The 19,870-nt window shown below is 60.7% G+C and carries 16 protein-coding genes and 3 tRNA genes; 15 read left to right on the forward strand and 4 right to left on the reverse strand.

The window, feature by feature from the left end; all coding sequences use genetic code 11:
- The first annotated feature begins 283 nt into the window (after positions 1-283).
- From ACYZT1_RS10785 to ACYZT1_RS10850, 14 genes are all read left to right on the forward strand, one after another.
- Positions 284-1,294 carry an aspartate-semialdehyde dehydrogenase gene (locus tag ACYZT1_RS10785; protein ID WP_462018912.1) on the forward strand — a complete coding sequence of 337 codons (1,011 nt, stop codon included), beginning with the start codon at positions 284-286 and terminating at the stop codon, positions 1,292-1,294.
- Positions 1,295-1,499: 205 nt separating this feature from the next.
- Positions 1,500-4,175 (forward strand): FimV/HubP family polar landmark protein, encoded by a 2,676-nt coding sequence (locus ACYZT1_RS10790; RefSeq protein ID WP_462018913.1) that lies wholly within the window; start codon positions 1,500-1,502, stop codon positions 4,173-4,175.
- 161 nt (positions 4,176-4,336) lie between these two features.
- Positions 4,337-5,161: a tRNA pseudouridine(38-40) synthase TruA gene (gene truA, locus ACYZT1_RS10795; protein ID WP_462019225.1), complete on the forward strand. Its 825-nt coding sequence runs from the start codon at positions 4,337-4,339 to the stop codon at positions 5,159-5,161.
- Positions 5,162-5,223: 62 nt separating this feature from the next.
- On the forward strand, positions 5,224-5,844 hold the full coding sequence (locus ACYZT1_RS10800) for a phosphoribosylanthranilate isomerase (protein ID WP_462018914.1): 621 nt from the start codon (positions 5,224-5,226) through the stop codon (positions 5,842-5,844).
- 181 nt (positions 5,845-6,025) lie between these two features.
- A complete protein-coding gene (accD, locus tag ACYZT1_RS10805; RefSeq protein WP_462018915.1) occupies positions 6,026-6,946 on the forward strand; it encodes an acetyl-CoA carboxylase, carboxyltransferase subunit beta in 921 nt (306 codons plus the stop codon).
- Positions 6,943-8,250 carry a bifunctional tetrahydrofolate synthase/dihydrofolate synthase gene (folC, locus tag ACYZT1_RS10810; protein ID WP_462018916.1) on the forward strand — a complete coding sequence of 436 codons (1,308 nt, stop codon included), beginning with the start codon at positions 6,943-6,945 and terminating at the stop codon, positions 8,248-8,250. The genes accD and folC overlap by 4 nt, the downstream gene beginning before the upstream one ends.
- Positions 8,234-8,917: an SPOR domain-containing protein gene (locus tag ACYZT1_RS10815; protein ID WP_462018917.1), complete on the forward strand. Its 684-nt coding sequence runs from the start codon at positions 8,234-8,236 to the stop codon at positions 8,915-8,917. Before folC ends, ACYZT1_RS10815 begins: the two co-directional genes overlap by 17 nt.
- Before the next feature lie 168 nt (positions 8,918-9,085).
- Complete coding sequence (locus tag ACYZT1_RS10820; protein ID WP_462018918.1) at positions 9,086-9,646, forward strand: CvpA family protein; 561 nt, start codon at positions 9,086-9,088, stop codon at positions 9,644-9,646.
- 41 nt (positions 9,647-9,687) lie between these two features.
- Positions 9,688-11,193 carry an amidophosphoribosyltransferase gene (gene purF, locus ACYZT1_RS10825; protein ID WP_462018919.1) on the forward strand — a complete coding sequence of 502 codons (1,506 nt, stop codon included), beginning with the start codon at positions 9,688-9,690 and terminating at the stop codon, positions 11,191-11,193.
- 76 nt (positions 11,194-11,269) lie between these two features.
- On the forward strand, positions 11,270-12,481 hold the full coding sequence (locus tag ACYZT1_RS10830; protein ID WP_462018920.1) for an O-succinylhomoserine sulfhydrylase: 1,212 nt from the start codon (positions 11,270-11,272) through the stop codon (positions 12,479-12,481).
- The gene (locus ACYZT1_RS10835) at positions 12,478-13,251 is read left to right on the forward strand and encodes an SDR family oxidoreductase (RefSeq protein ID WP_462018921.1); all 774 of its coding nucleotides are present in this window, start codon (positions 12,478-12,480) and stop codon (positions 13,249-13,251) included. Before ACYZT1_RS10830 ends, ACYZT1_RS10835 begins: the two co-directional genes overlap by 4 nt.
- Positions 13,252-13,432: 181 nt before the next feature.
- A tRNA-Val gene (locus ACYZT1_RS10840) sits at positions 13,433-13,508 on the forward strand.
- Between the two features lie 54 nt (positions 13,509-13,562).
- A tRNA-Asp gene (locus ACYZT1_RS10845) sits at positions 13,563-13,639 on the forward strand.
- A 105-nt stretch (positions 13,640-13,744) separates the two neighbouring features.
- A tRNA-Asp gene (locus ACYZT1_RS10850) sits at positions 13,745-13,821 on the forward strand.
- Between the two features lie 122 nt (positions 13,822-13,943).
- Here the strand turns inward: ACYZT1_RS10850 and aldA are convergent.
- The 4 genes from aldA to ACYZT1_RS10870 are packed head-to-tail and all read right to left on the reverse strand — an operon-like array spanning position 13,944 to position 18,702.
- Positions 13,944-15,377, reverse strand: a complete 1,434-nt coding sequence (gene aldA / locus ACYZT1_RS10855; RefSeq protein WP_462018922.1) for an aldehyde dehydrogenase — start codon at positions 15,375-15,377, stop codon at positions 13,944-13,946.
- 14 nt (positions 15,378-15,391) lie between these two features.
- A complete protein-coding gene (locus tag ACYZT1_RS10860; RefSeq protein WP_462018923.1) occupies positions 15,392-16,192 on the reverse strand; it encodes an aldolase/citrate lyase family protein in 801 nt (266 codons plus the stop codon).
- 12 nt (positions 16,193-16,204) lie between these two features.
- The gene (rhmD, locus tag ACYZT1_RS10865; RefSeq protein WP_462018924.1) at positions 16,205-17,389 is read right to left on the reverse strand and encodes an L-rhamnonate dehydratase; all 1,185 of its coding nucleotides are present in this window, start codon (positions 17,387-17,389) and stop codon (positions 16,205-16,207) included.
- Between the two features lie 17 nt (positions 17,390-17,406).
- Entirely contained in the window at positions 17,407-18,702 is a 1,296-nt protein-coding gene (locus ACYZT1_RS10870) for an MFS transporter (protein WP_462018925.1), read from the reverse strand.
- 126 nt (positions 18,703-18,828) lie between these two features.
- Here ACYZT1_RS10870 and ACYZT1_RS10875 point away from each other — a divergent pair, with 126 nt between their 5' ends.
- Positions 18,829-19,770 (forward strand): LysR family transcriptional regulator, encoded by a 942-nt coding sequence (locus ACYZT1_RS10875; RefSeq protein WP_462018926.1) that lies wholly within the window; start codon positions 18,829-18,831, stop codon positions 19,768-19,770.
- Positions 19,771-19,870 lie beyond the last annotated feature (100 nt).

The raw sequence follows: 19,870 nt of genomic DNA on the forward strand, positions 1-19,870 counted from the left end.
ATTGAAGTAAGGAAGGAGCCCGCGCCTTTAAAGAGGTGCGGGTTTTTTATGCTCTCCTGTCGACCTGTAGCAGCTGGCGAAGCGGGCCGCGTTCGGGCGTCCGGCTGCGAAGCAGTCGTAAAACTAAGCTCGCGATGCTCTGAAATGACTGAAAAGATGCCAGTACGAGGACTTAGTCCTCGAACGCAGCCTTCGGCAGGTGCTACAAGGGTGCGCCCAGAAATTGCCTGCACCCCCACCACCCGGTAAAGTGCCGCTCCCCCGTTTCGCCAGAGGTAGAACCATGACCCAGTCCTTTGATATTGCCGTGATCGGCGCCACCGGAACTGTCGGCGAAACGCTCGTGCAGATCCTCGAAGAACGCGACTTCCCGGTCGGCGAGCTGCACCTGTTGGCCAGTAGCGAATCCGCCGGGCACTCTGTACCGTTTCGCGGCAAGAACGTGCGTGTGCGTGAGGTCGATGCGTTCGAGTTCAGCAAAGTGCAATTGGTATTCTTCGCTGCCGGCCCGGCAGTCACCCTCAGTTTCGCCCCGCGCGCCACCGCTGCCGGTTGCTCGGTGATTGATTTGTCCGGCGCTTTGCCCGCTGATCAGGCGCCGCAGGTTGTGCCCGAGGCCAATGCAGAAATACTCACCAGTCTGAAGCCGCCGGTTCAGGTGAGCAGCCCGAGCCCGGCCGCCACCACCCTGGCGGTGGTGCTGGCACCCTTGCTCGGCTTGCTGGATCTGCAACGCATTAACCTGACCGCCGCTCTGGCCGTTTCCGCCCAGGGCCGCGAGGCCGTAACCGAACTGGCCCGGCAAACCGCCGAGCTGCTCAATGTGCGCCCGCTGGAGCCGACATTCTTCGACCGGCAGATGGCGTTCAACTTGCTGGCCCAGGTCGGCAAACCGGACGAGCAGGGCCATACACTGCTGGAAAAACGCCTGGTGCGTGAGCTGCGTCAGGTCATGGCACTGCCTTCGCTGAAGATTTCCGTCACTTGCATTCAAGCCCCGGTGTTTTTTGGCGATAGCTATAGCGTGAGCCTGCAATCAGCCAATGCCGTCGACCTTGCAAAAGTCAACGCAGCACTGGAAGCCGCCCCAGGTATAGAGCTGGTCGAGACCGGCGATTACCCGACTGCCGTCGGTGACGCGGTCGGGCAGGATGTTGTCTACGTTGGTCGGGTTCGTGCGGGAATCGACGACCCGTCGGAACTTAATGTGTGGCTGACGTCAGATAACGTGCGCAAAGGCGCGGCGCTGAATGCTGTGCAGGTGGCTGAATTGTTGATAAAAGACCTGCTGTGAAAGATATTTGAAACAAATTGCAGAATGATTCTTGCCCGGCGTTATGCTTGGCCGGATGCATCCGGCGAGTCACCCTGCGGGCTCTTCGGGCACGAATGAAACGATCGCGCGCGACGACCCTTCGCCGCCGCGCGCAATGCCTTACGGCAGCGGCTAATCAACACCTTCTCGCTGGCCGAGGAATGTTCAAACAAAGGAAGAGGCTATGGTTCAAGTTCGCAAACTGGTGTTAGCAATAGCGGCCGCCTCGGCGCTGTCCTCCGGTATGGCGCATGCCCTCGGCCTCGGGGAACTGACCCTCAAGTCGTCGGTGAACCAGCCGCTGGACGCAGAAATCGAATTGCTCGACGTCAAGGATCTCACCGCTGCCGAAGTGGTGCCGAGCCTGGCGTATCCAGAAGATTTCGTCAGGGCAGGGGTGGACCGTCAGGCGTTCCTCAACGACCTGAGTTTCACCCCGGTGCTCAACCCCGGTGGCAAAAGCATCTTGCGCATTACGTCCAGCAAGCCGCTGTCCGAACCGATGTTCAAATTCCTGGTTCAGGTGACGTGGCCTAACGGCCGCTTGTTGCGCGATTACAGCGTGCTGCTTGATCCGTCCAAATTCTCACCGCAAACGGCCGACGCGGCTGCGCAACCGGCACCGACGCAAGCCGTTACCGCGCCGGTCACCGCTGCCGCAAAAATCACAAATACCACCCAATACACCACTACGCCGCGCGATACCCTGTGGGAAATTGCTGCGAAGGCGCGTAACGGTGGTTCGATCCAGCAAACCATGCTGGCGATCCAGGCGTTGAACCCGGATGCCTTCATCAACGGCAATATCAATCTGCTGAAAACCGGTCAGGTGCTGCGCCTGCCGGACCAGACGCAAAGCACCGACCTTGCTCAGCCGGCGGCTGTCGCTGAAGTAGCGGCGCAAAACACCGCGTGGCGGCAGGGTCGTCGCTATACGCCGAAGACAGGTGCGGGCCAGCAGCAACTCGATGCCACCAACCGTGCACGCACCGAGGGCACGCCGACGCAACCCGCTCAGGACAAACTGAGTCTGGTTTCTGCTGAAGCGGCCAACGCCGGTGCTAAAGGCGCGGGGGGCGACGCCAAAGCGTTGAACAACAAGCTGGCGCTCACGCAGGAAAGTCTCGACACCACCCGTCGTGACAATGCCGAGCTGAAAAGCCGCATGAACGATTTGCAAAGTCAGCTGGACAAGCTGCAGCGTCTGCTCGAATTGAAGAACAATCAGCTGGCCAAATTGCAGGCCGAAGGGGGCGCCGGTGCTGCGGCCCCTGCCGGTACGCCGGATGCATCGGGAGCTGTCGCGACCGCCCCGGTGATCTCCGCTGAATTGGCGCCGAACCCTGCGGCGGCCCCGACGCAAGCCTTGCCGCAAGCGTCTGCGCCTGATACGGCTGCGGCTCCCGAGGCGGTCCCGGCGCCCGCCCAGACGCCCGTGGAGCCCGCTGTGGCGTCATCCGACGAGCAAAAATTCAATGACCTGCTGACCAACCCGGTGCTGCTGGGTCTGATCGGCGGCGGGGCTGTGGTGCTGCTGCTGTTGCTGCTGTTGCTGGCACGTCGGCGCAAAGCCCGGCAGGAAGCCGAGAAGCACGTGCGCATGGCTCGCGCGTTGTCCGAGGAGCAGGAGTTCTCGGCCGAACACGACCTGCCGGAAAGCAGTTTCGAAGGCCTGGAAGTTCCGCCACCCAGTGTCAATCTCGTCACTGCTCCAGCTCCAGCCCCTGCGCCAGTGCCAACTCCGGCACCGGTGATTGCGCCCGTGATCGTTACACCGCCGATCGCCGCGCCACTGGTTTCGCCCTCCGGCGATCCGGATGCCGACGTTCTGACCAAGGCCGAGTCGCATATCGCTGCCGGTCGTCTGAATCAGGCCGCTGCGTTGCTCGAAGACGGCATCAAAGAGGAGCCTCAGCGCAGTGACCTGCGCCTCAAGCTGATGGAAGTCTACGGTCAGCAGGGCGACCGCGATGCGTTCGTGGTCCAGGAACGTCAACTCGTCGCCAACGGCGAAAATTTCGCCCGCGTCGAGGAGCTGAAAAGCCGCTTCCCGGCCATGGCTGTTGTCGCCGCCGGTGGCCTCGCGGCGGCTGCTCTGGCTGCGGAGCTGGACGCACAATACGTCAAGGACCTGTTGCTGGACGAACAGGAAGAACCCGCGCCGGTCGCGGCCGATGAAGACTTCGACAGCGCGTTCGACCTGAGTCTGGATGACCTGGAAACTGCCTCGCCTGCGGTGGTTACGCCAGAGCCGGGGCCAGCGCCTGAGCCTGCAGCCGGGCTCGACGAGTTCCCGGTGGATGACGACCTGAGCTTTGCCTCGGTGCTGCAAGAGCAGACCGAGACCAAGGAAAATCTCGACGACCTGTCGGATTTCGATCTGGACATGGACCTGGGCAATGAGCCGTCTCCGGCAACGTTGGCCGAAGACGATTTTCTATTGAGTCTGGGTGATGAGCCAAAGGATCTGCCGGACGCGCCAGTGCAGGCGGCTCCTGAACCCGCGGTAGATGATCTGGAGCTGCCAGCCGATTTCGACCTGTCGCTGGCAGATGAAATGGATGCGCCGGACGCCTTTGCGGCTGAGCTGAACGACGTCAACGCCGAGCTTGATCGTCTGTCGCTGAGCATGGCGGAGCCGACGTTTACCGAAGAAGATGCGCTGGCTTCGGCTGCAGACGAGCCGGATTTCGATTTCCTCTCGGGCACCGACGAAGTCGCGACCAAGCTCGACCTGGCTCAGGCCTACATCGATATGGGCGACGCCGACGGCGCCCGCGACATCCTCAACGAAGTGGTAGGCGAGGGTGATGACGGTCAGAAGAGCGAAGCCCGGGAGATGCTCTCGCGCCTGGTTTGATCGGCCATAAGCGGTAAATGAACGGCAGCCCGATGTGGCTGCCGTTTTCGTTTGGTGCGTTGATCCACTGGCATCCCCGTCCCGTCGCCTTATAATGCCCGCCTTTGCGTACCTCAGCAGGCTGTCACCCCTTGGCAAACATAGATAATCCGGCCGCCGAAATGGCGCCCGAGGGCTTGTTCCGAATCGCGTTGGGCGTTGAATACAAAGGCTCGCGCTACCGCGGCTGGCAACGTCAGGCGTCCGGCGTGCTCACCGTGCAGGAAACCCTGGAAAACGCGTTGTCCAAGGTGGCCGATTCACCTGTCTCGCTACTCTGTGCCGGGCGCACGGACGCTGGCGTGCACGCCTGCGGGCAGGTTGTGCATTTCGACACCCCGGTCGAGCGGTCGATGAAAGCGTGGGTCATGGGCGCCAACATCAATTTGCCTCACGATGTCAGTGTTACCTGGGCCAAAGTCATGCCGGCGCATTTCCACGCGCGCTTCAAGGCGATCGCCCGTCGCTATCGTTACGTCATCTACAACGACCAGATCCGTCCGGCGCACCTGAACGAAGAAATCACCTGGAACCACCGTCCGCTTGACGTCGAGCGCATGGCCGAGGCTGCTCGATATCTGGTCGGCACCCATGATTTCAGCGCGTTTCGCGCGGGTCAGTGCCAAGCCAAATCGCCGATCAAGGAGCTGCATCACCTGCGCGTCACGCGTCACGGCAAAATGATCGTCCTCGACATCCGTGCCAGTGCTTTTCTGCATCACATGGTGCGCAATATCGCGGGGGTACTGATGACGATTGGTACCGGCGAGCGGCCGGTGGAATGGATGAAGGAAGTACTGGAAAGTCGCATTCGCCGTTCCGGTGGCGTCACGGCTCACCCGTTCGGCCTGTATCTGGTGCAGGTCGAGTACCGCGACGAGTTTGATTTGCCGCAGCGTTACATCGGCCCACACTTCCTGACCGGTTTCGCCGAACTTGACGGCTGACGCCCTCGAACGCATTTGTTACCATCCGGGACTTCACTGATTGGCCCCGAGGTTTTATCGACATGTCAGCCGTTCGCAGCAAGATTTGCGGGATTACCCGCATAGAGGATGCGTTGGCGGCGGTCGAGGCCGGTGCCGATGCCATCGGTTTTGTGTTCTACGCCAAGAGCCCGCGGGCAGTAACGTTCCAGCAGGCGCGCTCGATCATCAAAGCGCTGCCGCCGTTTGTGACCACCGTTGGCCTGTTCGTCAATGCCAGCCGCTGCGAACTCGGGGAAATCCTCGATGCCGTGCCGCTGGACCTGCTCCAGTTCCATGGTGACGAAACCGTCGAGGCGTGCGAAGGCTGGCATCGCCCGTACATCAAGGCGTTGCGGGTCAAGGCGGGCGATGACATCGCTGGCGCCTGCGACGCCTTTGCGAGTGCCAGCGGCATCTTGCTGGATGCTTACGTGGAAGGCGTGCCCGGCGGAACCGGTAAAGCGTTCGACTGGTCTCTGATACCGCAAGGCCTGAGCAAGCCAATCATCCTCGCGGGCGGCCTGACTCCGGATAACGTCGCCGAGGCGATTGCACGGGTTCGGCCTTACGCGGTGGACGTCAGCGGCGGCGTAGAGGCGAGCAAGGGCATCAAGGATCACGCGAAGATCAAGGCATTCATCGAGGCAGTACGCGTTACCTGATGTGACGGCTGGCACACTGCCGCCGTCCACAGGCATGGCTGAGGGTTTTCGGGGTGTACGCAGGTCACATTAAGCTGATCCGGCCTCCCGCAATCATCGCCACACACATGAATTTAGCTCAAGGGCATACGCGGGGCCGCGAACCAGAGCGTTCGGGTCGCCGGTACTGGAGAAAGAAAGCATGAGCAACTGGTTGGTAGACAAACTGATCCCTTCGATCATGCGTTCCGAGGTCAAGAAGAGCTCGGTGCCTGAAGGTCTGTGGCACAAATGCCCGTCTTGCGAAGCGGTGCTGTACCGTCCGGAGTTGGAAAAGACCCTGGACGTCTGCCCCAAGTGCAATCACCACATGCGTATCGGCGCGCGCGCCCGCATTGATATTTTCCTCGACGCCGAAGGCCGCAACGAGCTGGGCGCGGACCTGGAGCCAGTCGACCGTCTGAAATTCCGCGACGGCAAGAAATACAAGGACCGCCTGACCGCTGCGCAAAAGCAGACCGGTGAAAAAGACGCGTTGATTTCCATGAGCGGCACCTTGCTGGGCATGCCGGTGGTGGTGTCTGCGTTCGAATTCTCCTTTATGGGTGGTTCGATGGGTGCGATCGTCGGTGAGCGTTTTGTTCGCGCCGCCAACTACGCCCTGGAAAACAAGTGCCCGATGATCTGCTTCGCCGCTTCCGGTGGTGCACGGATGCAGGAAGCCCTTATTTCCCTGATGCAAATGGCCAAGACCTCCGCGGTGCTGGCGCGTCTGCGTGAAGAAGGCATCCCGTTCATCTCGGTGCTGACCGACCCAGTCTATGGCGGCGTTTCTGCCAGCCTGGCGATGCTCGGCGACGTGATCGTCGGCGAGCCAAAAGCCCTGATCGGCTTTGCCGGTCCGCGCGTGATCGAGCAAACCGTTCGCGAAAAACTGCCGGAAGGTTTCCAGCGCAGTGAATTCCTGCTGGAACACGGTGCGATCGACATGATCATCCACCGTCAGGAGCTGCGTCCGCGCCTGGGTAACCTGCTGGCGCAATTGACCGGCCAGCCGACGCCCCAATTCGTCGCTGCACCTGTCGAGCCGATCGTGGTTCCGCCGGTTCCTGCCGGCCTATGACCGAACGTACCCTTGGCGAGTGGCTCGCCTACCTCGAGCAGTTGCACCCGTCGGCCATCGACATGGGCCTTGAGCGCTCGCAACGGGTAGCGTCCCGCATGGGACTGGGCCAGCCGGCGCCTCGGGTGATCACGGTCACCGGCACCAACGGCAAGGGTTCTACCTGTGCATTCCTGGCGTCATTGCTGATCGCGCAGGGCCTCAAAGTCGGTGTCTACAATTCTCCGCACCTGCTGCGGTATAACGAGCGGGTGCAGGTCAATGGCGTCGAAGCGACTGACGCCCAGCTGTGCGCAGCCTTTGCCGCAGTGGAAGCGGGGCGCGGCGACACGTCCCTGACGTATTTCGAGATGGGCACCTTGGCGGCGTTCTGGTTGTTTCAACAGTCAGCGCTGGACGCCGTGGTGCTTGAAGTCGGCCTTGGTGGGCGTCTGGACACGGTCAACGTGGTGGACGCCGACATTGCGCTGGTCACCAGTATTGGCGTCGATCACGCCGATTATCTGGGTGACACCCGTGAATCCGTGGCTTACGAAAAGGCCGGGATTTTCCGTCAGGGTGCGCCTGCGCTGTGCGGCGATCTTAATCCTCCGCAACCTCTGCTGGACAAAGCTCGCGAGCTGGCTTGCCCGTTTTTCCTGCGGGGGCGCGATTTTGACCTGGGCGTAACGGATAACAACTGGCAATGGCGCGGTCTCGATGCTCAAGGGCGCGTCGTCGAGCTGCACGATCTGCCTTTGCTCGATCTGCCCATGGAGAACGCGGCGCTGGCATTGCAGGCGTACCTGCTGCTCGGCTTGCCTTGGGTGGATGAGCAGATCATCCGGGCGCTGAAAGCCACCCGTGTGGTCGGACGGCTCGATCGTCGCCGGTTCGAGTGGCAGGGCAAGCGGCTGAACCTGTTGCTGGACGTGGGGCACAACCCGCACGCGGCCCAATACCTGGCTCGGCATCTGACCGGTCGACCACCGGTCGGCAAGCGTCTGGCGGTATTTGGCTTGCTTGCGGACAAGGACCTGGATGGCGTCGTCGGTGAATTGAATGCTAGTGTCCAGCATTGGGCCGTTGCGCCGCTGGATTCTGCCCGCGCACGGCCGGTGGCCGATTTGTGCGCGGCATTGCAGAACCTTGGTGCTTCGGTAGCGTCGTATGACAGCGTTACCGCCGCTTTGGAAGGGCAGTGTGCGCAAGCGACGAACGACGATGAGATTCTGTTGTTCGGATCATTTTATTGTGTCGCCGAGGCCCTTGAATGGCTGGCCCGGCGCTCCACGGAGGAAGCGGCAAATGGCATTGCTGGATAAGGCATATAAGCAACGCATGGTTGGCGCTCTGGTTCTGGTGGCGCTGGCGGTGATCTTCCTGCCGATGTTGTTCTCCCGTCAGGATGAACAGCGCCAGGTCACGGTGGACGCGCCGGCTGCTCCGCAAGTGCCTGCGGTGCCGCAGGTGCAGGTCGAGCCGGTGGTGGTGCCAGAGCCGCAAGCCCTGCCGCAGGAGCCGGTGCCGAGCGATGACGAAATCGCCCGGCAGGAAGAGCCTTCCGCGCCTGTTGCCCCAGCTGCACCCGCTGTGCCCGTGGCACCGGCGGCTGCCGCCAAGCCGGTTACGCCACCTCCTGCACCTGTTGCTGTTCCGCCGGTCACCAAACCAACGACCGCACCAAGCCAGCCCATCACGGCTGCGCCGGGCAAGCCTGACACCACGCAAAGTCGTGTTGATGCCAATGGCCTCTCAGTCAGTTGGTCGGTGCAACTCGCAAGCCTGGCGAACCGTGCGAGCGCGGAAAACCTGCAGAAAACCCTGCGAAGCCAGGGCTATAACGCCTACATCCGCACGGCCGACGGCAAGAATCGGGTGTTTGTCGGGCCGCTGATCGAGCGTGCCGAAGCCGATCGTCTGCGTGATCTGCTCAATCGCCAGCAAAACCTCAAGGGTTTTGTCGTGCGCTTCCAGCCAGAGCGCGGCTAACACACCCTGCAGCAGCTGGCGCAGCCTGCGCCAGCTGCTATGAGAAACTCCGCGGCTTCCATAGGGTTAACGCTATCGCCCCCATTTGAAATGCACTGACAATCGCAGCTTACCGATCAGCACGTGCTCTGCTAAAATGCGCCGCCTTATCTGTCTGTAGGCTGCACTGTGCCATTTACCTGGGTTGACTGGGCGATCGTAGCAATCATCGCCATCTCCGCATTGATCAGTCTGAGCCGCGGCTTCGTCAAAGAAGCATTATCGCTGGTGACCTGGATCATCGCAGGAGTCGTCGCCTGGATGTTCGGTGGCGCATTGTCCGAACACCTCACCGGATACATCGAAACGCCTTCAGCCCGCGTGATCGCAGGTTGCGCAATCATGTTTGTCGCCACGCTGATCGTTGGCGCAATGATCAATTATCTTATCGGCGAGTTGGTACGTGTCACCGGGCTGTCCGGGACCGATCGATTCCTCGGCATGGCTTTCGGTGCCGCGCGTGGCGTGTTGCTGGTCGTCGTGGCGGTCGGGCTGTTGAGCCTGGGCCCGGTACAGCAGGATGGGTGGTGGCAGCAGTCACAGCTCGTGCCAAAATTTCTATTGGTCGCAGACTGGTCCAAAAACCTGATCCTTGGGTGGAGCAGTCAGTGGCTTGCCAGCGGTATCAGCGTACCCGCTGAAATACCGTTCAAGGAACAGCTCTTGCCGACGGCGAAAACGCCTCAGTGAGTGCTGTTCAGTTCAGATCCATAAAGTAGGGGTTGCGTCGCATGTGTGGCATCGTCGGTATCGTCGGTAAGTCGAACGTCAATCAGGCGCTGTATGACGCGCTAACCGTCCTCCAGCACCGCGGCCAGGACGCTGCCGGTATCGTGACCAGCCATGACGGCCGGTTATTTCTGCGCAAGGACAATGGTCTGGTGCGTGACGTGTTCCATCAGCGTCACATGCAGCGCCTCGTCGGCCACATGGGCATTGGCCATGTGCGTTATCCGACCGCGGGCAGCTCGACCTCGGCCGAGGCCCAGCCGTTTTACGTCAACTCGCCTTACGGCATCACCCTGGCGCACAACGGTAACCTGACCAACGTTGAACAGCTGGCCAAGGAGATTTACGAATCTGACCTGCGCCACGTCAACACCAACTCCGACTCGGAAGTATTGCTGAACGTGTTCGCGCACGAGCTGGCCCAGCGTGGCAAGTTGCAGCCAACGGAAGAAGATGTCTTCGCCGCCGTGACTGACGTGCATAACCGTTGCGTGGGTGGTTACGCCGTCGTGGCGATGGTGACCGGTTATGGCATCGTCGGTTTCCGCGACCCGCACGGTATTCGTCCGATCGTCTTTGGTCAGCGTCATACCGATGAAGGCGTTGAGTACATGATCGCCTCCGAAAGCGTGTCACTCGATGTGCTCGGTTTCACTCTGATCCGCGATCTGGCACCGGGCGAAGCGGTCTACATCACTGAAGACGGCAAACTGCACACCCGTCAGTGCGCAAGCAACCCGTCGTTGACCCCGTGCATTTTCGAACACGTCTACCTCGCGCGCCCGGATTCGATCATCGATGGCGTATCGGTTTACAAGGCACGTCTGCGCATGGGTGAGAAACTCGCCGACAAGATTCTGCGTGAGCGCCCGGATCACGACATCGACGTGGTCATCCCGATCCCGGACACCAGCCGCACCGCGGCCCTGGAGCTGGCGAACCACTTGGGCGTCAAGTTCCGTGAAGGCTTTGTGAAGAACCGCTACATCGGCCGGACCTTCATCATGCCGGGCCAGGCGGCACGCAAGAAATCCGTACGTCAGAAGCTCAACGCCATCGAGCTGGAATTCCGCGGCAAGAACGTGATGCTGGTGGACGACTCGATCGTTCGCGGCACCACCTGCAAGCAGATTATCCAGATGGCTCGTGAAGCCGGCGCCAAGAACGTTTACTTCTGCTCTGCGGCGCCTGCCGTTCGCTACCCGAACGTCTATGGCATCGACATGCCGAGCGCTCACGAGCTGATCGCGCACAACCGTTCGACTCAGGACGTGGCTGACCTGATCGGCGCCGACTGGCTGATCTACCAGGACTTGCCCGACTTGATCGAAGCGGTCGGCGGCGGCAAGATCAAAATCGACAAGTTCGATTGCGCGGTGTTCGACGGCCAGTACGTCACCGGCGACGTCGACGAGGCTTATCTGAACAAGATCGAGCAGGCGCGTAACGATGCCTCCAAGGTCAAGACGCAGGCAGTCAGCGCGATCATTGATCTGTATAACAACTGAGTTTCTACCGGCCCTGAGGGGCCGGTTTCGTATCTACTACACTTTTTATTTCGAGACCAGGGCAAGGAGTGACAGCATGAGTCAGGATTGGGATGCCGGTCGGCTGGACAGCGACCTCGAAGGCGTAGCGTTCGATACCCTGGCCGTACGCGCCGGTCAGCACCGCACGCCGGAAGGCGAACACGGTGAGCCGATGTTTTTCACCTCAAGCTATGTTTTCCGTACGGCGGCCGACGCGGCCGCACGCTTTGCCGGCGAAGTGCCGGGCAACGTTTATTCGCGTTACACCAATCCGACCGTTCGTGCATTCGAAGAGCGCATTGCCGCGCTGGAAAGCGCCGAGCAAGCCGTGGCCACGGCTACCGGCATGGCCGCGATCATGGCCGTGGTCATGAGTTTATGCAGCGCCGGTGATCATGTGCTGGTATCGCGCAGCGTGTTCGGTTCCACCATCAGTCTGTTCGAGAAGTACTTCAAACGCTTCGGCATTGAAGTCGACTACGTGCCTCTGGCTGATCTGTCCGGTTGGGAGGCTTCGATCAGGGCCAACACCAGATTGCTGTTCGTCGAGTCGCCGTCCAACCCGCTGGCCGAACTCGTGGACATCGCCGAACTGTCGAAAATCGCCCACGCCAAAGGCGCGATGCTGGTCGTCGACAATTGCTTCTGCACGCCTGCGCTGCAACAGCCGTTGAAGATGGGCGCAGACATCGTCGTGCATTCGGCGACCAAGTTCATCGATGGTCAAGGCCGTTGCATGGGCGGTGTGGTGGCTGGTCGCAGCGAGCAGATGAAGGAAGTAGTGGGTTTCCTGCGCACTGCCGGGCCGACTCTCAGCCCATTCAACGCATGGATTTTCCTCAAGGGTCTCGAGACCTTGAGCCTGCGCATGAAGGCGCACTGCGCCAACGCCCAGCAACTGGCCGAATGGCTGGAGCAACAGGACGGCATCGAGAAAGTCCATTACGCCGGCCTCAAAAGTCATCCGCAGCATGAGTTGGCTCAACGTCAGCAGAAAGGTTTTGGCGCGGTGGTGAGTTTCGAAGTCAAGGGCGGAAAAGACGGCGCCTGGCGCTTCATCGATGCGACCCGCCTGATTTCGATCACCGCCAACCTGGGCGACAGTAAAACCACCATCACCCACCCAGGCACCACTTCCCATGGTCGTCTCGCTCCGCAAGAGCGCGAAGCGGCGGGCATTCGTGACAGCCTGATCCGCGTGGCGGTCGGCCTGGAAGACGTGGCAGACCTGCAAGCCGATCTGGCGCGCGGTTTGGCCGCCCTGTGATCGAGTTGTCGACGCCAGCCACGGGAACCCATGGCCGCGTTGCGCTGGTCACGGGGGCCGCGCGCGGGATTGGGCTGGGGATCGCGGCCTGGTTGATCAGCGAAGGCTGGCAAGTGGTTTTAACCGATCTGGACCGCGAGCGAGGTTCGAAAGTGGCAAAGGTGCTGGGTGACAATGCCTGGTTCATCGCCATGGACGTTTCGAACGAAGGCCAGGTCGCGTTGGGCGTTGCCGAAGTGCTGGGGCAGTTCGGTCGACTGGATGCGCTGGTGTGCAACGCCGCGGTGGCCGATCCGCACAACATCACGCTGGAAAGCCTTGATCTGACGTACTGGAACCGGGTGCTGGCGGTGAACCTCGGCGGACCGATGCTGTTGGCCAAGCACTGCGCGCCGTACCTGCGGGCGCACAGCGGCGCCATCGTCAACCTGGCCTCGACCCGCGCCGGGCAGTCGGAGCCTGACAGCGAAGCTTACGCGGCGAGCAAGGGCGGCTTGCTGGCCCTGACTCACGCGTTGGCCATCAGCCTCGGGCCGGAGATTCGTGTCAACGCCGTCAGCCCGGGCTGGATCGATGCACGGGATCCTTCTGTGCGACGTGCCGAGCCGTTGACCGATGCCGACCATGCGCAGCATCCGGCGGGCAGGGTAGGGACGGTCGAGGATGTTGCTGCGATGGTGGCGTGGTTGCTTTCGCGTAATGCGGGTTTTGTCACGGGGCAGGAATTCGTGGTGGATGGCGGCATGACCAAGAAGATGGTCTACGCGTAGGCGCTGCATGCATCAAGCTACAAGCGGCAAGTAGAGGCGACCTGTGTGGAGGCTCGATGCATCATCCTGCTTTTACTTGCCGCTTGTAGCATGCGACTTGAAGCTGTTTTGAAAAAACTTCAATCCTGCTGTTGACTTAGCTTCGTTAGGTGCGTAAATTTCGCGGCCTCGGAGAAGCAAAGGGTGATTAGCTCAGCTGGGAGAGCGTCTGCCTTACAAGCAGAATGTCGGCGGTTCGATCCCGTCATCACCCACCACTTCTTGAGACTCTTGCGCAAGCAAGAGGGAAGCTGAAAAGCCTCCACCGACGCGCAGCGGTAGTTCAGTCGGTTAGAATACCGGCCTGTCACGCCGGGGGTCGCGGGTTCGAGTCCCGTCCGCTGCGCCATATTTTCCGGGTCAGGTTTAGCTGATTCGAGATTGAAAGTCCGAGACGAACAACCTCGGAGTTTTTGGTCAGACGAGTTACTTGGGCGAAAGTCCAAAGCGATACGCAGCGGTAGTTCAGTCGGTTAGAATACCGGCCTGTCACGCCGGGGGTCGCGGGTTCGAGTCCCGTCCGCTGCGCCATATCTGCCTCAAGGCCCACTGAACGCCTTGAAGCTACGAAGAAAACTACTGGTTCTCTTCGAGTCGATAGCAAAAACCCTGGTCGAAAGACCGGGGTTTTTTGTGCCTGAAATTTAGCTTTCTCAACCCTGCAAATACACCGCATGCGTATGCGTGTATTCATACAACCCATGCTTGCCGTCCGCACCGCCGATCCCGGATTTACGCACGCCGGCATGGAAACCCTGCATCGCTTCGAAGTTCTCCCGATTGACGTAAGTCTCGCCGAAGTCCAGCTCGCGCATGGCCTGCATGGTTTTGCTCAGGTCGCGGGTGTAGATCGACGAGGTCAGGCCATAATCACAGTCGTTGGCCATGGCGATGGCTTCATCGAGGTCATCGACGATCTGGATGGGCAGCACCGGACCGAAAATCTCTTCTCGCATGATTTCCATTTCGGCACTGCAGCCTGCCAGTACCGTCGGTTGAAAATGAAAGCCATTCGGCAGATCGGCCACCTGGCCACCGCTGATCAAACTCGCGCCCTGGCTCAACGCCGTGCGCACTTTGCGATCCACGCTCTCCAGTCCCTGACGATTGATCAGCGGGCCCATCTCTACATCCGGCCGCGAGATCGGGTCGCCGTAGCGGGTCGCGTTCATTGCCGCCGCGATCCGTTCAATGAACTCATCCGCCACTTTGCGCTCGACGTACACTCGCTCAGCGCAGTTGCACACCTGGCCACTGTTGATGATTCGCGAATCGCGGATGGCTTTCACCGCCAGATCGAGATCGGCATCGGCCAACACAATCGCCGGCGCCTTGCCGCCCAACTCGAGGTTGAGCTTGGTAATGTTCGGTGCGGCGGCGGCCATGATCCGTGATCCGGTGTCGACACTACCGGTGAAGCTGATCATGTCCACGCCTTTATGCGCGCTCAACGCAGCGCCGACTCGACCATCCCCACACACCACGTTGAACACGCCGGTCGGCAAGTCGGTTTCAGCGACCAGACGGGCGAATTCGAAACAGTTGTTCGGCGTCTCTTCGCTGGGTTTGATGACGATGGTGTTGCCGGTCAGCAACGCCGGGGCCATTTTGCGCGCGATCAGGAAGAAGGGAAAATTCCACGGCAGAATCCCCGCAACCACACCGAGCGGTTTGCGGAACAGGAAAATGTTTTCGTTCTGGCGGTCGCTGGTGATGATCTCGCCCTCGATGCGGCGCGCCCATTCCGCCATGTAGTCGAGGTAATCAGCGGTGAAGTTGACTTCGACTTCCGCCAGGGAGCTGATCTTGCCTTGTTCCAGGGTGATGGTGCGCGACAAATGCGCAACGTTCTCCCGCAGCCTGGCGGCAATGCGCCGCAAATGCCCGGCGCGCTCGATGGCCGGTGTGCGCGACCAGTCTTTTTGCGCGGTGCGGGCGGCGGCGAGGGCGCGGTCAACGTCTTCAGCGGTAGATGCTGGCACCTTCGACAGCACGGCACCGGTGGCCGGGTTGATGACCTCAAGATGGGCGGCGCTGGCGACAAATTGGCCGTTGATGAAATTCTGGTAAACAGGCACAGATGACATGCGGCGACTCCTGATCAATAGGTACGCGACGGTACTGGGGCGTGGTCCGGGGTGCGATAGCGGGCGAGGGTCGCCGTGGCGCTCTGGCGTAACAGGCTGATGTCGATGGCCACCGCAATGAACTGGCAGCCCCAGCTTTGATAGCGGCGCGCGTCGTCTTCGTTCGGCGCCAGAATCCCGCAGGCCTTGCCGGCCGCCAGCGTGGCCTGCACCGCGTGTTGAATGCGTTCCTGAACCTCGGGATGACCTGGATTGCCAGCATGGCCGAGGCCGATGGACAGATCCGCGGGGCCGATAAACACCGCGTCAACGCCTTCGACGGCAGCGATGGCTTCGACGTTTTCCACTCCGGTGCGCGATTCGACCTGCACGATCAGGCACAACTGCTCATGGGCAGTGGTCAGGTAGTCCGGCACGCCGTCCCACCGTGTAGCACGGGTCAAGCCGCCGCCGACGCCGCGAATGCCGTGTGGCGGATAGCGCATGGCGCGGACCAGCGCCGCGGCTTGCCCGGCGGTTTCGACCATTGGAATCATCAGGGTCTGCGCGCCGATATCCAGCAGTTGCTTGATCAGGCTGGCGTCGCCGTTCACCGCGCGCACCACCGGCGCGGTGGAATAGGGCGCGACGGCTTGCAACTGCGCGAGCACGCCCGGCACCGTGTTTGGCGCATGTTCACCGTCTATCAACATCCAGTCGTAACCGGTCGTGGCGACAATCTCGGCGGCGTAACCGGTGGCGAAACCGGCCCAGATGCCGTATTGCGTGGCGCTGTTGCTCAGCGCCGCTTTAAACGCATTGTGAGGCATGTTCATGACGGTTCCTTCTTAGCGGTTATACGGCCGATGCAGTTGGCATTCCGGGTTGAGCGTCACGCCGAACCCCGGCTGGTCGAGGGCCGACAGGCGCATGCGACCGTTAACCGGCACCGGTTCACCGAGCAATTGCGGATGGAACATCGGCACCACCTCATCAGCCTTCGGCGCCATCATCAAAAATTCTGCAAACGGGCTGTTATGCCGCGTCGCGACAAAGTGATAGCTGTACACCGAAGATCCATGGGGGATGACCAGCGCGTTGTGTGCGTCGGCGAGGGCGGAAATTTTCACCAGTTCGGTGATCCCGCCACACCAGCCGACATCCGGCTGAATGATGTCGCAGCAACCCATTTCCAGCAGCATGCGGAAACCCCAGCGGGTTGCTTCGTGCTCGCCAGTGGTCACCAGCATGCCTTGGGGGACGTTCTTGCGCAGCGCCGCGTAGCCCCAGTAATCGTCAGGCGGCAGCGCTTCTTCGATCCACTTCAAGCCATGTTCATGGGCGCCGACAGCGAGTCTGGTCGCGTAGTTGGGGTCCAGGCTCATCCAGCAATCGAGCATCAGCCAGAAGTCCGGGCCGACGCGTTCGCGCATGGTCGCCAGTTCCTCGAGATTTTTGCGCAGGCCTTCTTCTCCCTCGGCCGGGCCATGGTGCAAGGGCATCTTGCCGCCGATGAAACCCATTTTCTGCGCCAGGTCCGGACGGGCACCCGTGGCGTAGAACTGCAATTCATCGCGCACCGCACCGCCGAGCAACTGATGCACCGGTTCCTGGCGGATCTTGCCGAGCAAGTCCCAGAGCGCCAGATCGACCCCGGAAATCGTGTTGATGACGATCCCCTTGCGCCCGTAATACAAAGTCGACTGGTACATCTGGTCCCAGATTTTCTCGATGTCGGTCACTCGCGCCCCTTCAAGAAAACGCGCCAGGTGTTTCTCGACGATGTAAGCGGCCGGTTCACCGCCGGTGGTCACGGCAAAACCGACGGTGCCATCGCTGGCTTCAATCTCGACCACCAGGGTGCCGAGCACATTGATGCCGAAGGTGCGGCGGCTCTGGCGGTACTCGGGGTATTTGCTCATCGGCGTGGCGATGTGATCGTCGATCCAGTGACCGTCCGCCTGATCGTGATAATCCGCACCGCCTCCACGCAAGGTGAAAGCGCGCACGTGTTTGATGGTTGGAATGCCCATGGTTTGACTCCTCAGGTTTAAACGGTGGCCGGTTTGTTCGAAGCTGTTTGCCCGGGGGCGCGAACGCCCAGGACCAGCAACGCGGCGATGACAGTGGTGGCGGCCAGCACATACAAACCGGCGGCCGGGGATTGGAAGGCGCCTTCAGCCCAGTTCTTCAGGACCGGGGCGATGAACCCGCCGAGCGCGCCGAACGAGTTGATCAAGGCAATGCCCGCTGCGGCGGCGCTCCCTGCGAGATAGCTGGAAGGGAAAGTCCAGAACACCGGTTGCACGGCGATGAAACCGGAGGCGGCGAAGCACAAGGCGATGATGCCGAGGAACGGGCTGCTGAACGTCACCGAGCAGGCGATACCGGCGGCGGACATCAGCAAGGTCAGGCATGCAGTGTGGCGCCGTTCGCCGGTGCGGTCGCTGTAGCCGGGGATGAAGTAGGCCGCAACGATTGCGCAGATCCATGGAATCGCCGTGACCAGCCCGACCATCAACCCGACTTTGGTGCCCAGCAAGCCGCCGACTTGAGTCGGCAGGTAAAACACGACGCCGTAGACACTGGCCTGAATCAGCAGGTAAATCAGGCACAAGTACAGCACCGACGGTTGGCACAACACGTTCAGCAAACTGCGACCGTGATTCTGTTTGTGACTGTCTTCCTGATCGAGCAGGGTCTGGATCTGCACGCGTTCTTCAGCGGTCAGCCATTTGGCATCTGCCGGGCGATTGTCCAGGTACCAATAAGCCCAGATGCCCACGGCGGTGGCCATCAAGCCCTCCACCGCGAACAGCCATTGCCAGCCATGGAAACCGGCAAAGCCGTCCATTTCCAGAAGCAGGCCGGACAGCGGGCTGCCGAAGATGAACGCCAGCGGCGCGCCGAAGTAGAAGAAACCCATGGCCTTGCCGCGCACGGCGTTGGGAAACCAGTAAGTCAGGTAAAGAATCACGCCGGGGAAGAAACCGGCTTCAGCCACGCCGAGCAAAAAGCGCAGGACATAGAAGGTGGTTTCGTTATGAGCGAAGACCATGGCGGCAGAGACCAGGCCCCAGGTGACCATGATGCGACACATCCACAACCGGGCGCCGACGCGATGCAGGATCAGGTTGCTCGGCACTTCGAGCAGCGCGTATCCGACGAAGAACACCCCGGCGCCGAAGGCGAAAGCGGCGTCGCTGATGCCGGTGTCGGCTTGAAAGGCTTGCTTGGCAAACCCGACGTTGGCGCGGTCGAGGAAGGCCATGATGTACATCAACAGCAGGAAGGGCAGGAGCCGCCAGGAAATTTTGGCGAGCAGAGGTGCGGGTAGAGTCTTCATCGCAGTATTCCTTTGGTAGGGCATTTGTTCTTATGGAGAAGACTGTACGGCGGTGAATCGATGCGTTACAAATCGAATCTAGCTAACAACTGATACCTTCAGGGTATCGATAAAAAAGAGCTCGCCATGACCACTCCAGCCATTTCCCGCAGCCTGCTCAATCGCCTGCGTTACAAGCATCTGCACATGCTCGTCGCGCTCAGCAGCAGCCAGAACCTGCATCGCGCTTCGCAAAGCCTGAACATGTCACAACCGGCGGCAACGCGGATGCTGCATGAGATCGAAGACATGTTCGGTTGCGATCTTTTCGAACGCCTGCCTCGCGGAATGCGCCCGACTGCGCTGGGCAGTGAACTGATTCGTTTCGCCGAGTCGGCGATCAGTGGTCTCGACCGTTGCGCCGAAGACCTGATCGCTCGACAGCAGGGGGGTTACGGTTATTTGTCGATCGGCACGATCATGGGGGCCGCGCCGGACCTGGTGATGGACTCGATTGCCGAAATAAAATCGCTCAACCCGCAACTGCGCATCCGCATCATGGGAGACACAAGCGACCAGGTGATTCAGCTGCTGGAGCAGGGCCGCATTGACCTCGCCATTGCTCGCCGCAATGCCGCCACCGACAGCGAGCATTATCAATTCGAGCAATTGGGTAACGAACGGCTGTTGGTGGTGGTGCACGCCGGCCATCCGTTGGTGAAGCGCAAAAAACTTGATCTCGCGGAACTGGTCAGCGGTTGGCCATGGATTGTGCAACCGCAGAGCAGCCCGGCGCGGATTGGTCTGGATCAAGCGTTGCAGCGCCAGGCGTTGCCGACGCCGGCCGACATCATCGAATGCAGCTCTGTCTATTCGATGCAGCAGCTGATTCAACTGACCGACGCGATCATGGTGCTCTCGGAAACCGCGTTGCGCGACTACCTGAAAATGGGGCTGGTGGTCGCGTTGCCGATCGAGCTGGACGTGCAACTGGCGCCGTTTGGTTTGCTGCTGCGCAAAGGTGAGCACATCAGCCGCGAGCTCGGTTTGTTCATTGAGTTGCTGCGCCGCAAAGCGGTCGTTTTCTGATTTATCGGTCAGATAGTTGTTACCCGTTGTTTTCTAATTCCGGATAACGCTATAAAGTTAACCTTTCGGTCAGCTTTGCACTGTCATATCAGCCCTTTGC

The organism is Pseudomonas sp. PB3P13, assembly GCF_054897735.1.